At 33.5% G+C, this 13,786-nt stretch carries 14 protein-coding genes; 2 read left to right on the plus strand and 12 right to left on the minus strand.

Annotated elements, in window-relative coordinates:
• Positions 1-22: 22 nt before the first annotated feature.
• The 5 genes from Q0910_RS19190 to Q0910_RS19210 form a co-directional block, all read right to left on the minus strand.
• Complete coding sequence (locus Q0910_RS19190) at positions 23-496, minus strand: hypothetical protein (protein ID WP_299219973.1); 474 nt, start codon at positions 494-496, stop codon at positions 23-25.
• 393 nt (positions 497-889) lie between these two features.
• On the minus strand, positions 890-1,171 hold the full coding sequence (locus Q0910_RS19195; protein ID WP_299219975.1) for a UBP-type zinc finger domain-containing protein: 282 nt from the start codon (positions 1,169-1,171) through the stop codon (positions 890-892).
• A 1-nt stretch (position 1,172) separates the two neighbouring features.
• Positions 1,173-2,837 (minus strand): response regulator, encoded by a 1,665-nt coding sequence (locus tag Q0910_RS19200; protein WP_299219978.1) that lies wholly within the window; start codon positions 2,835-2,837, stop codon positions 1,173-1,175.
• A 21-nt stretch (positions 2,838-2,858) separates the two neighbouring features.
• Positions 2,859-3,695, minus strand: coding sequence for an aldo/keto reductase (locus Q0910_RS19205; RefSeq protein ID WP_299219979.1), 837 nt, complete (start codon positions 3,693-3,695; stop codon positions 2,859-2,861).
• A gap of 8 nt (positions 3,696-3,703) precedes the next feature.
• Complete coding sequence (locus Q0910_RS19210) at positions 3,704-5,092, minus strand: ATP-binding protein (protein ID WP_299219982.1); 1,389 nt, start codon at positions 5,090-5,092, stop codon at positions 3,704-3,706.
• 194 nt (positions 5,093-5,286) lie between these two features.
• Here Q0910_RS19210 and Q0910_RS19215 point away from each other — a divergent pair, with 194 nt between their 5' ends.
• Together Q0910_RS19215 and Q0910_RS19220 are read left to right on the plus strand one after the other, a co-directional pair.
• Entirely contained in the window at positions 5,287-6,087 is an 801-nt protein-coding gene (locus tag Q0910_RS19215; RefSeq protein ID WP_299219984.1) for a class I SAM-dependent methyltransferase, read from the plus strand.
• Between the two features lie 153 nt (positions 6,088-6,240).
• Positions 6,241-7,614 (plus strand): NAD(P)/FAD-dependent oxidoreductase, encoded by a 1,374-nt coding sequence (locus Q0910_RS19220; protein ID WP_299219987.1) that lies wholly within the window; start codon positions 6,241-6,243, stop codon positions 7,612-7,614.
• Here Q0910_RS19220 and Q0910_RS19225 read toward each other — a convergent pair.
• From Q0910_RS19225 to Q0910_RS19255, 7 genes are all read right to left on the minus strand, one after another.
• Positions 7,604-8,968, minus strand: coding sequence for an aldehyde dehydrogenase family protein (locus tag Q0910_RS19225; RefSeq protein WP_299219990.1), 1,365 nt, complete (start codon positions 8,966-8,968; stop codon positions 7,604-7,606). The genes Q0910_RS19220 and Q0910_RS19225 overlap by 11 nt on opposite strands.
• Before the next feature lie 31 nt (positions 8,969-8,999).
• Entirely contained in the window at positions 9,000-9,941 is a 942-nt protein-coding gene (locus Q0910_RS19230; RefSeq protein ID WP_299219994.1) for a sterol desaturase family protein, read from the minus strand.
• Between the two features lie 209 nt (positions 9,942-10,150).
• Complete coding sequence (locus Q0910_RS19235) at positions 10,151-10,576, minus strand: VOC family protein (RefSeq protein WP_299219997.1); 426 nt, start codon at positions 10,574-10,576, stop codon at positions 10,151-10,153.
• Positions 10,577-10,626: 50 nt separating this feature from the next.
• Entirely contained in the window at positions 10,627-11,583 is a 957-nt protein-coding gene (locus tag Q0910_RS19240; protein WP_299220000.1) for a DUF4440 domain-containing protein, read from the minus strand.
• 94 nt (positions 11,584-11,677) lie between these two features.
• Entirely contained in the window at positions 11,678-12,547 is an 870-nt protein-coding gene (gene rluF / locus Q0910_RS19245) for a 23S rRNA pseudouridine(2604) synthase RluF (protein ID WP_299220002.1), read from the minus strand.
• Positions 12,548-12,569: 22 nt separating this feature from the next.
• A complete protein-coding gene (locus Q0910_RS19250) occupies positions 12,570-13,409 on the minus strand; it encodes an alpha/beta hydrolase (protein WP_299220005.1) in 840 nt (279 codons plus the stop codon).
• Complete coding sequence (locus tag Q0910_RS19255) at positions 13,406-13,774, minus strand: cupin domain-containing protein (protein WP_299220008.1); 369 nt, start codon at positions 13,772-13,774, stop codon at positions 13,406-13,408. The genes Q0910_RS19250 and Q0910_RS19255 overlap by 4 nt, the downstream gene beginning before the upstream one ends.
• Positions 13,775-13,786: the final 12 nt, after the last annotated feature.

Genomic DNA, 13,786 nt, shown 5'->3' on the forward strand with positions numbered 1-13,786 from the left:
ATGTTAGAGTTTGTGTATGTTATTATAGAACGCTGGGTAAAGCGTCTATTTTCCCATTAAAGGTATCCTTTCTGGATATAAAATACAATTCTTTAAGATTGTTGTCAATAGCGAATTGACGTGATAACTGCGGTAAATTGTTTATTAGAAAAGTCTGAAACGCCTCTGTGTCTCTGCTTCTATTTGCTGCTTTTCGTATGGTTTTCAGATATGAAGCTGTAATTAATTCTATATTGTTTTTGTTTGAAACAAAAAGTAAAGAGCTGTTTTTTCCCTTCGAAATTTTTATTTCTTTTTTGAAATTAATTTGATTAGAAGCAATTAAACTTTCATTATAGTTGCTAAAAGTATTTTTATAAACTACTTCTTTGGTATTTTTGAGATATACAGTTTCTAATTGAGTTTTGTACATTTTCTCCTGTGAATGTCCAGAAAAAATTGTGATAAAAAAAACTAATGTTAGTACTACCTTGATGTTGTTATGTAAAGTTTTCATATCTATATTTTTTACCCGAAATTACATTCGTGTTTAATAAATTAATTTATTACACTACAAAGTTGGGGCAAAAGATGTAGATTAAAAAGGTCTCTTTTTCCTTCTTACTTGTCAATACTTCCCTATGTCATTAGAAGTAAATTGAAACAATAAAAATTCGGTGTCCTCATTAATATAAATTATAAGTCGTTATTGGTTTTAAAAAATTACAAATACGGATGAATTTAAAAAACAATAAATTACAAAGTGAATCAGTTCTATAGACTTATATCATTTTGTGACTTATAATTTCCCCACAAATTTAAGGATTAACTATTACAAAATATGTTATAAAAAGTCTAATTATTCTGTATAAAACCTAAACTTACAGGTAATTATCTAGTTTTATAAATCTCAATATTTCTTAAAAGTCTTATGTTCATAGCACCATGCCCATTTTTCATTGGGTTCAGCGGAGATCACTACAGGATGGTTATGATTTGCATAATGATTGCTAGCATGTTTATTAGGTGAAGAATCACAACATAGTGTGACTCCACATTCCTGACAAGTTCTAAGGTGAACCCAACTATCTCCCATTTTTATACATTCTGCACATCTATAACTGTCATCTTTTTTGATGTTTTGAGTATTTAAATTTTCCAGATGACTACAAGTTTTAGTTTTAAACCCCATATTATGTTTCTGCTAAATATTCGTGTACAAATTTTATGGCCATTGCACCTTCGCCAACAGCAGATGCTACCCTGTTCATCGCACCAGCTCTTACATCACCAGAAGCAAAGATACCTGGGCTACAGGTTTCTAGTAAGAAGGGTTCGCGATCTTTTTTCCAGATTTTTTTGAAATTATCATATCGATTGAGATCTCTTCCAGTCTCTATAAAACCTCTTTCATTTTTTATGATGTCTAATGCGATCCAATCCGTATAGGGTCTTGCACCTATAAATATAAATAAGGCATCTGCATCCACTATTTTAGTTTCAGAAGTCACACCGTTTGTAACCTCTAGTGAAGTAAGTCTTTCGTTTTCTCCGATAGCTTTAGTGACATTGGTGTTACCTAATAAAGTAATATTATCAATAGCATCAATTTGATCAATGAGATAGCTAGACATACTGCTCGTAAGATCTTTTTTACGAACTGAGATGTATACATTTTTAGCAAATTTGGAAAGGTAAACAGCAGACTGTCCAGCAGAGTTTCCGCCACCCACAATATATACTTCTTTATTAGCACAGGCTTGTGCTTCAGTCATAGATGAGCCATAATAAATACCTGCTCCGGTATAATTTTCAACACCTTCGGCTTCAAGTTTTCTATAATTCACACCAGTAGTGATGACTACACTTTTAGCGCTGATACATTCACCATTACCTAATAAAATACTTTTATATCCATCTTTTTCTGTAATAGAAGTAACTTCTTGGGGAGATAGGAATTCTATCCCAAATCGTTTAGCTTGTGTAATCGCACGATGCGTCAATTCCTGACCGCTTAATCCATTCGGAAATCCAAGATAATTCTCTATTCTAGAACTGGTTCCGGCTTGTCCTCCAGGTGCATGTTTCTCAATAAGTAACGTTTTTAGTCCCTCTGATCCTCCATAAACAGCCGCTGCTAATCCTGAAGGTCCTGCTCCAATAATCACCACATCATATAAATTGTCTTGCGGATGGGCGTTTAAACCTAGTGCAGTAGCTAATTCTACTATATCAGGGTTTTTATAGCAATTACCATCTTGTAATGAAATTACAGGAAGGTCAGTTGGTGTCAGTTTATGTAGTTCAATAATCTCTTTAGCCTTATCACTGGTTTCTGCATCCAGCCATTGAAAAGGAAATAAATTTCCAGATAGAAAATCTTTGATGTCATGAGATTTTGGAGAATATTGATAACCAATCACTTTTATACCATCAAACTCGGGTTGAAAATTTATTTGCCAAGTATCTAATAAATCATTTAATGTTGGATATAGTTTTTCTTCCGGTGGATTCCATGGTTTTGTAAGATAATAATCTAGTTGTACATCATTAATAGCTCTGATAGCAGCATCGGTATCAGAATATGCTGTAAGCAATACTTTTTTAGCATCCGGAAAAAAATGTTTTGCTTTTTTGAGAAATTCTACTCCTAGCATCTCGGGCATTCTTTGATCCACAAGAAATAAAGCAACAACCTCATTTTTCTTCTTTAAATCTTCTAAAGCTTCTAAGGCGTCATTGGCGGATTCTGTGCTCATAACCCGATATTCTTTTCGATACTCTGATTTTAAATCCCGAGTTACAGCACGTAATACTTGTGGATCATCATCAAGGGCAAATATGATAGGTTTCTTCATTGTTTTTTAATTTATAACAGACTAAAAATTAAAGTTATCAGGGTCTGGTCCGATTCTTTGATTCCTATCTAAGGAATCAATATAGGAGACATCTTCCTGGGATAATTCAAAATCAAAAAGATTAGCATTTGATATAATTCTTTCTTTTTTGGCAGATTTAGGTATGGTGATAACTCCTTTTTGCAAATTCCATCGCAAGACAATTTGAGCGATAGTCTTATTATATTTTTTTGCCAATTCATCTAATATTGAAAGCTTAAAAATCTTTCCTTGCATCATTGGTGACCAAGCTTCGTACCGAATTTTATGTTTATTACAAAAATCAATCAAGTCCTGTTGAACCAAATATGGATGAAATTCCATTTGATTGACCATTGGTATTATTTCCGAATTTTTCATAAGGTTTTCCAGATGGTGTTGCATAAAATTACTAACACCTATAGCCTTAATCCTTCCATCCTTATACAGCTTCTCTAATGCTTTCCAGGTTTCAATATACTTTCCTTCAACTGGCCAATGAATAAGATACAGATCTATATAATCTAGTTGTAATCTCTCAAGACTTTTATCAAAAGCTTTAAGAGTTGATTCATATCCTTGATCCGAATTCCAAACTTTACTTACTACAAAAATCTCTTCTCTCGAAACACTACTTTGGCGTATGGCTTTCCCAACACCTTCTTCGTTTTTATAAATACTTGCAGTATCAATATGGCGATATCCTGTATCCAAAGCCCATTGAACAGCATCAACTACTTCTTGGTCATTATCGGATAAATATACTCCGAGTCCAAAATACGGCATATCTACTCCGTTGTGTAATCGGAATGTTCCTTTTATATCTGTTACTGTTTTCATTGTTTTAGTTAAGTAATTGGTAAACAAACGGTAAATATTGTTTCTCCTTTTTTAGATTTCACCTTAATATCACCCTCATGTTGATTAATAATCCTTTGTACTACTTCTAGTCCCATTCCTGTCCCTTCTCCAATAGCCTTAGTGGTAAAAAAAGGATCAAAAATACTGTTCAGATGTTCTTCTGGAATTCCTTCTCCATTGTCAATAATTTCCACTTTTAAGAATTTTTGATCTTTAGAAGTTTTTATTTTCAAAACTCCAGAGTGATCCATTGCGTCAATTGCATTGTCAATTAGGTTGGTCCAGACTTGATTGATTTCACTAACAAAAATCTTTGCCTCAGGAAGATTCTTTTGAAAATCTTTTTCTAAGGATATGTTTTTCTTTTTCAGTTTATGGTTAAGCATGATAAGTGTACTTTTTAAACCAATATGAATATCTGTATTGATTTTTTCGGGGGCACGATCCATATGTGTATAACTTTTGATAGAACCTACCAGGTTAGATATCCTGTCGGAGGCTTCGCCGATTTCATCAACCATTTTTTCTGTAGTTAACACATTCTCTATCCATTCTATAGCATGTGGAAAATTTTCTGGACCAGTCGCTTCATAAATCTCTTCCATTGCTGGAATACCCATACAAAAGTCTAAAAGCGTCTCGGTCAGTTCATAGCCATTGTCTACGCCGTGATCTTCTAGCCATTCTTCTAGTTCATCTTCTTTTTCATTGCGCTCAGTGAGTTTCATGTTATTTTCTGTGCGATTATTCAGTTTCTCAAAAAGAATAGTATTGATAACATCTATTTCTGTATCCGTAGCTCTAATAGAAACGACTCTTTTGAACTTTTCAGGAACATTACCTAGATGTTCTTTTAGCGCTTTGGCACTTCGTACCATAGCAGAAGCAGGGTTATTAAGCTCATGCGCCAATCCTGCAGACAATTTTCCTAGTGACATCATTTTTTCTGCCTGTACATTATCTTTCGTGAACTCTCTGACTCGAGAGGTCATTTTGTGTACCAAAACTTCAGTTAACTCATAGTGATTAGAAATCATTTCTTTGAAACAGGATTTTTCAAGGACTAAAACGTCGCTATTTTCTAATACTTCCCCAAAACCTAAGGCTGAACTAGCTCTTGAAAAAGGGAGTAATCCACCGATTTCGTTTGTATCCATTAATGATACATGCTTGTAGTTGCCATTTTGTTCGACTTTGATTTCAATCTTTCCTTCCAGAACAATAAAAAGCTTATCAATGGGGTCGCCTTTCTGAAAAAGATACTCACCCTGTTTTAAAATTTCTACATAAGATTTGTCAATTAACCATTGTAATTGATCATCTGGGACCTGAATAAACTCTGGGATTTGTTGAAGGTTTTGTGTGGTAAGTTTCATTAGTTTAAAATTAGTTAATAAAAAATCTCCTTGCAATACCTGAGATGACTAGAAGTCTTAAGGTTTTTATAAAATTTAACCTGTATAAAATTAAACGCTAATTTTTTATGATTTGTTTATCTAAAAGAAGATAATGAGGTAAGATTTATAATGATTAGTTATATTTAGTTTAGGAACCATTAAATAAAAGGATGATGTCTAAGAAATTTCAAAAGTATTTTAAGACCAATGCGAAGACCTGGAATGAGAAAGTAACAATTCATGCATCTAGTGATTTTTATGATTTAGAATTATTTAGAAAAGGTAAAACTTCGTTGAAGAAATTTGAATTAGAAGCATTAGGTGATGTTTCCGGGAAATCGCTATTACATTTACAATGTCATTTTGGTCAAGATACTTTAAGCTGGAGTAGGATGGGAGCAAAATGTACTGGAGTAGATCTTTCTGAAAAAGGAATTGAACTGGCAAAACAATTAAATACAGAATTGAAGTTAGATGCTGATTTTGTATGCTGTAATGTTTTAGATACTTCTGATCATATAAAAGATCAGTTCGATATCGTATTTACCAGTTACGGTGTTATTGGGTGGTTACCAGATTTAAAACCTTGGGGTAGCATGATTGCTGAGAGATTGAAAATGGGAGGTGTTTTTTATATAGTAGAGTTTCATCCGATCGTTTGGATGTTTGACTATCTAGAAGGAATTCCTAAGATTAAATATAGATATCATCAGAAAGAAGCTATCTATGAAGAATATGAAGGCACATATGCCGATACGAGTTCTAAGATGATCAGTAGGGAATATGGTTGGAATCACGGTTTAGGAGAAGTCGTTTCAGCATTGTCTGAAGCAGGATTAACCATTGAATATCTTAGAGAATATGACGAATCACCATATGATATTTTTCCTGATTTGATAGAGAATAAAAACGGAATGTTCGAGAGTTCTGATAAATTATTTCCATTACTGTTTGCGATTAAAGCATTTAAGTAACAATTCTTTGATAATTTTTTTACATTTGTTAAAGGTTTTAATGTTTGCATAAGCTCTAGAATATATAGAGCTGGTTTGTCAAGGACATTAAGACTCGGATCTTGTGACTTAGTTCCTTTTCATACTTTGACAAACTGGAATCACTAAAAAAGTATGCAAACAAAAAACATAGCTATTGTAGGGAGTGGCTTAGCAGGTTCACTATTAGCAATTTATCTAAGAAAACGTAATCATCAGGTTACTGTATTTGACAGAAGACCAGATATTAGACAAATCCAATTTAGTGGTCGTTCTATTAATCTTGCGATGTCCATTCGAGGCTGGAAAGCATTGGATAGAGTTGGTATCGGTGAAGAAATCAGAAAGCTTGCAATCCCAATGGATAAAAGAACCATGCACGTTAATGGTCAGTCTGAATATCATCAGTACTATGGTAAAGAAGGAGAAGCTATCTATTCTATTTCGAGAGGAGTATTAAATCGTAAAATGATTACACTAGCAGAAGAATCTGGTGTTGTATTTAGATTTAATGAAAAAGTGTGGGATGTAAACTTACCCGAGGCTAAAATATACACTGGAGAAACAGAAAAAGGCGAATGGAAAGAATATCAATACGATATGATTTTTGGTTGTGATGGGGCTTTCTCAAGAGTGAGACATAAAATGCAGAGAAGAAGTAGATTTGATTATTCTCAGGATTTTCTGGATGCAGGATATAAGGAATTAGGGATTCCGGTAAATGAGGATGGAACGCATAGACTTGATAAAAACTCATTGCATATATGGCCAAGAGGGAAGTTTATGTTAATTGCATTACCAAACTTAGATGGTAGTTTTACCTGTACCTTATTTATGCCTCATGAAGGCGAAAATTCTTTTGAGAGTTTAACCAATGATGCCGAAGTAACAGAATTCTGGAAGCGACATTTTCCTGATACCATTGAGTTCATGCCTACTCTGCTCAAGGATTTTAAGAATAACCCTACTAGCGCTTTGGTTACAATGAAATGTTATCCTTGGACTTATTGGGATAAAGTAGCTTTGGTTGGAGATTCTGCTCACGCAATTGTGCCATTTTATGGACAAGGGATCAATGCTGGTTTTGAGGATATTTCAGTGCTAGATGATATTATAGAAGCATATAAAGGCGAGAATTGGCAGGAAGTTTTTGAAAAATATCAAGAAGCCAGAAAACCAAATGCTGATGCTATTGCAGAACTTTCTTATCGTAATTTTATGGAAATGAGCAGTAAAACTGCCAATCCCGAATTTATTTTAAGAAAGAAAATAGAAAAACGATTTTCTGAAAAATATCCTGATAAATGGATTCCACTTTATACCAGAGTAACGTTTACTCATAGACCATATGCAGAGGCATTAGATATTGGTGATCAACAGGCCAAGGTTATGGATGAAGTTATGAAGCTTGATAACATTGAGGATATCTGGGATACTGATGAGGTAGCGCAAGAAATTATAAATCGTTTAGATGTTTATAAAATCAATACTAAAAGTATTATCCAATAAGCCTCTTCAACCATTTTAACTTAGAACCTGTATAAGGCGAGTATTTAAGATTTAACTCTATTAAAAAAGACTTTTGCAAAATACTTTTGTAGTGAGAAAACGCTTCGAATCCTGCTTTACCGTGGTAGTTACCAATACCACTGTCTCCTACACCTCCAAAAGGTAAATTTTGTTCCATAAAATGCATAACGGCATCATTTATAGCTCCACCACCAAATGATATTTCATTTAAGATTTTATTTTTTACTGCTTTGTTTTTTGTAAAAATATAACAGGATAGAGGTTTTGATAATGTTTTAATGTCAGCAATAGCATGATCTATGTTGTCAAAGGATAACACAGGTAAAATAGGGCCAAAAATTTCTTCTTGCATTACTTTGTCAGAGAATTCAACTCCACTCATAACTGTGGGTGATATGATTCTGTTATCAGCATCGCAGTGGCCTCCATAATATACTTTATCTTCTTCAATAAAATTTTGTAATCTTTCGAAGTTTTTTTGATTTACAATTTGGGTATAATTTTGATTTTCTATTTTATAATCAGCACTTTCTATATGTTTTTTAATAGCTAGTAACAGTTCATCTTGTATCGAAGACTCCACCATGATATAGTCTGGAGCGATGCAGGTCTGACCTGTGTTTAAAAATTTTGCCCAAACTAAACGTTTGGCAGTCATATCAATATTAACATCTTTAGTAATAATAGCAGGGCTTTTACCTCCTAATTCTAAGGTAACGGGAGTAAGATGTTTGGCTGCGGCCTGATAGATGATTTTACCTACTTGAATGCTTCCTGTAAAAAATATTTTATCAAACTTTACCTTTAATAATTCTGTAGTCTCTTTTACACCTCCTTCAATTACTTTAAAAAACTTAGGGTCAAAATTTTCACCTATAATTTTAGCCATTACTGAAGAAGAATTTGACGGGATCTCACTAGGTTTAAGAATAACCGTACAACCTGCAGTTATTGCAGCTATTGCTGGAACTATTGATAGTTGATAAGGATAATTCCATGCTCCCATTACTAATATAGTCCCAAAGGGTTCCGGTATAATATAACTTCTTCCAGGAAGGTTAGCTAATCCAGTAGAAACACTTTTCTTCTTAGACCATTTCTTAATATTTACCAGAGCAAGATCAATCTCGTGATAAATAATAGCTAATTCTGTGGTATAAGTTTCGTATTTTGATTTTTTAAAATCACGGTAAATAGCTTCATACAATAGTTCCTCATTTTTTTGTAAAATACTTTTTAAACGCTTTAATTCTTTAACTCTAAAAGATATGTCTTTAGTAGCGTTAGTGTTAAAAAAAGCCTTTTGAGTATTAACGATTTCTTGATAATTCATAACGAGAATATAGAGTTACTATAGAAATGAATTACGATTCAACGCTCATACGTTTCTCTAGTTCGAGTTGTTTCTGCATTTGTTTTACAGTGAGTGTGCTGCCGTCATGACTCCATCCTGGAGGGCCAAAAATGTACATAAATTTATGATACCAGTTTTTAGATTTTTTGGTGTCATTCCAGATATCTTTATACTCATGTGTAAGAATGACCCAAGGGTTATAAGAGTTTGGTGCATGTGTTACTCCATATTGTACTTCAATATCATCGTCTAGTTCTTTCCAGGTTCCGAATATCTTATCAAAAATATTCAGGAATCCTCCGTGATTTTTATCCATATACTCTACATTCTTGGCATGATGTACCTGATGCATTGTGTGTGTATTGAAAATCTTTTCTATAAAACCCATTTTTGGAATAAATACAGAATGTAATTGAAACTGCCATAATGCTTCTATACCAAGGCAAACAATAACCATTTCTGGAGGAAATCCTATGATTGGCATCCACATATAAAACAAAGGCTTGTATAAAAGAGTGAACCAGCCATTACGAACAGCTGTTCCGAGATTAAAGTTATCGGATGAATGATGCACAATATGGGCAGCCCAAAGTGCTCTTACCATGTGATTTTGTCTATGGAACCAATAATATGTAAAATCATCAGCTAATTGACATAGTAACCAGACATACCAAGCATAACTAAAAGATTCCCAACCCATAATATTAGTACGAATACCATTGACTTCTGGGTTAAAAAGGTTATACATAAAGGTAAATAGAACTACTGAAAAAACTGTTTTAAGAAAAGGACCTAAAAATGCTGATCCAAGACCCATTGTAAAACTGGCGGATAAATCCTTCCAGTTATATAAGTTTTTATGGTCATCATGATTTTTACTGTAAGCTAATTCTACTAGAATGAGTACTAAAAATAAAGGTACTCCATACTTTAGGGGTTGAATAAAATCCATTTTTAATTTTGTATACTACAATTGAAAATCGAAATATAGTGAGAATTTCCTGCAAAGTTTTAGTAATTGCAATTTTATGATGGATAAAGACGCATTTTTAACGCTTGTTTAGTTCACAAATATCTCTATTTTAAACAAAACGTGAATGTCTGTCATTTTATTTTGATCAGTTAACTATTATTTTTTTATTCATTAGCAGATGAAAATTATTATTTAGCAAAAACCTGAGATGGATCTTTAAATGATTTGAATTCGAGCGCATTTCCACAAGGATCATAAAAAAACATGGTTGCTTGTTCTCCAACTTCTCCTTTAAATCTGATATATGGCTCGATTGCGAATTTCACGTTTTTTTCAGAAAGCATATTAGCAAATTTTTGCCATATTTCCCATTCTAAAATAATACCAAAATGAGGCACAGGTACTTCTTTACCATCTACGCTATTATGCTGCTTAGTTTCTGAATCTGATTTTTGTTTGTAATGTATCACTAGTTGATGGCCAAAAAAATCAAAGTCCACCCAGTGATCACTGCTTCGACCTTCTTCTAATTCTAGTGTGCTGTTGTAAAAATCTCTGGCAAGATCTAAATTATCAACGGGGATCGCCAGGTGAAAAGGGGATAGTGTGTTCATATGTTGATTAATTTTTTATATTTTGAATTTAAGGTTTAAGAGGTGAAAAATCATTCTTTTACTTGATTCCAGATATCTAAATACATTTTCCAGTTACCGTTGGTCTTTTTCCAAACCACTACATACTTTCCTTTGTAACTTGTTTCTGTTCCATCATCATTTTTGTTCTTTCCTTTGTAATATCCATAGTCGTGTGCGGTATCACCGAGAATTACTATTTCTTCTGGTATGATCTGATGTTCGATTGGAGTATAACCGGATGAACTTGTCCAACGTTTTTTAATGGCTTCATATCCCGAGATGATTGATGTATTATTTGGAAATATTTTAGCATCTTTAGTATAGATTTGAGCAATTGCTTCATAATCTTGTTTTAGATATGCAGTAGAAAAGGATTTTGCTATGGTTTTAATTTGTTCTTCATTAGATAGTTTTTGAGTGGCATTACGTTTTATGCACGTTATTTTCCAGGTAGGGAACGAAATTGTTTCCTTAGTATCTACCCATTCTCCTAACCATTTAAAGCCATCCTTATTGATGTCATAAAAATTGATTTTGTAAAAACCATCCATGCCATTTGGAGCTTTTTGTTCGCGATACAAAATAATTTTATCTTCTTTTTTATTTCCTTCCCAGGCTGATAGCACCGGAGTAGGAGAGGTGTTTGAATAATAGTGAACAAACCATCTACTGCTATCAGCAATGAATTGTCTGATACTACCAGAATGCTTGCCATCTTCTTTTAATGTTTGGTCCTGAACACCCATACCATTCATAATGTATTTAAATTCCCATGTCATTTTATTTGGTTTCGCCCAGGTTTGATCTGGGTTTCTGGATTGAGAACTACAATCGCAAATTCCGATTAAAGGATCAAAATCTTTTATTTCTTTTGGGGCTTCTGGATTTGGTCTTCCAAATGGATGTGCTTCGGAAGGTTCGTATTCACTCTGGGCAGTTAACAGTATAGGGGTAAGCATTAGTATACTTATTACTATTAATCTCATAATATTTATGAATTGATTAGTAATGTAATTTACCTATTTTGAAATATTTATAAATAAAAGAGATTAGTAATTAGGATATAATTAACAACGAATACTAGCGTTTTCGGTCACTTCGCTTTCTTTTTTTTGATGTTTCTGGACCTCGGGTAGCAGAACTTTTACCGTTATGGTTTTTGGTATTGAAACTTCTTGGGTTATTTCGTTGTCTTTTTGATGGTTTTTCTTCAACGACGGATGCTTCTTCGGTTTTACTAGAATCCCCGACATCAGAATTGATAATCTGTAATTCTTTTTCGGTTAAGTATCGCCATTCACCTACCGGAGTATCTAAACTGATATTCATGATGCGAATCCGTTTCAATCGTATTACTTCATATCCCAGGTATTCACACATTCTTCGAATCTGTCTATTTAGGCCTTGGGTAAGTATGATTCTAAAATCATATTTATTGATCTGTTCAACTTCGCATTTACGAGTTACCGTATCTAAAATAGGAATACCGTTTCTCATTCTTTTAATAAATTGAGGACTGATTAATTTATTTACAGTAACAATATATTCCTTCTCGTGATTATTTCTGGCTCTCAGTATTTTATTGACAATATCTCCATCGCTAGTCAGTAGAATCAGACCTTCACTGGGTTTATCTAACCGACCGATAGGAAAAATACGTTTTGGATAATTGATGTAGTCAATAATATTATCTTTTTCATTTTGAGCAGTGGTGCAAACAATTCCAATGGGTTTATGAAAAGCAAGATATACATGTTTTTCTTTGGGCTTATTAATGATTTCACCGTCAACCCTCACTTCATCTCCCAGAGCTACTTTTGTGCCCATTTCGGGTACTTTACCGTTTATAGTTACGCGACCTTGATTAATCAGTTTATCTGCTTCTCTTCGAGAACAGTATCCAACTTCGCTAAGAAATTTATTGAGTCTTGTAAGATTAGAGTTTTCCACAATGCAAAGGTGATCATAAAATTTAATCTTTCAAAAAATCAATGATCATATCATCCACTTCATCAAAAAATAAAGAGTGTCCAAAATCCTCTGTAGTAATGAATTTTGCATTACTCCAGTTTTTGTGAATCTTCTCTGCACCAGAATGTGGAGCTATATCATCGTGTTTGTCATGTATCAATAATCCTGGATGTTTTAGATTTTTTACAAATTCTGCAATAGAAAACTCTTCAAAATGAAAGCCAAACTGATCCTTGAAATATTGGCTTAAAGCTCCCATAAATTTATCAGATAGTTTGAGGGTTTTTTGATACCCTTCCATAATCACAGATAATTCTGTAGGAGGTGCAAGTACCACTAACTTTTCTATTTCGAGATTTGGAAACATAAATTGATGAAATATGGTGGTCATGCCACCGACAGAATGGCCAATAACATAGTTGGGGCGGTACAGCTCTACTATTTTTTGGAGGCATTCTGCATATAAAGGAACGCTAAGTGTTTTGCCAGAAGAATTACCGTGTGCAGGAGCATCAAAAGCTATGATATTATAGTTTTGTTGATGTAGTTTTTCTATAAGTGTTTTCCATCGATGACTATTACTATCCCATCCATGGACCATTAAAATAGTTTCCCCCATATTGGGCCAACGATAGGTTTGTAGATAATTTCCATTTACAGAAATGACTTCATCTTCTGCTTCTTCCAGAAAATATTCCTGATCAGGCAACACTTTTCCTTTTAATGGAGTAGAGAATAAAATATAGGCTTTATGTAATGCCTTTTTTTGATTAAAAAAAAACAAGAGTAAAAGTTGTTTTCCGATCAAAATCGGGATGTACTTTTTTAGCTTTTCCTTCATAATTCTTCTCTATGTACAGACTCTATAGAAAATGCTGGAAGGCAAATCGAAATATACTCGCAAGCTGATTCGAAAGGGTTAGCATATTGGATTCTGGTATTTTTTTCGATTTTGATCGACTGCCCAGATTCTAGAACTACCTTTTCATCATCTATAATAAACTGTTTTTTTCCTCGAATGATATAAGTATATTCATCAAATTCAGGTGTTTGGAATGGTTCGCTCCAACCTGGTGGTGCCATCATATGAGCAATACTAACCTGAGAATTACCGTCAGTTGCTTTTCCAAAATGCTCTTCGATTAATTTTCCATCTGTGGTAGGTACCACAAATGGCGATTTCTGAATTTGATATTTCTTACTCATAGGATGAATCGT

This window comes from uncultured Aquimarina sp., assembly GCF_947495315.1.
Classification (GTDB): domain Bacteria; phylum Bacteroidota; class Bacteroidia; order Flavobacteriales; family Flavobacteriaceae; genus Aquimarina.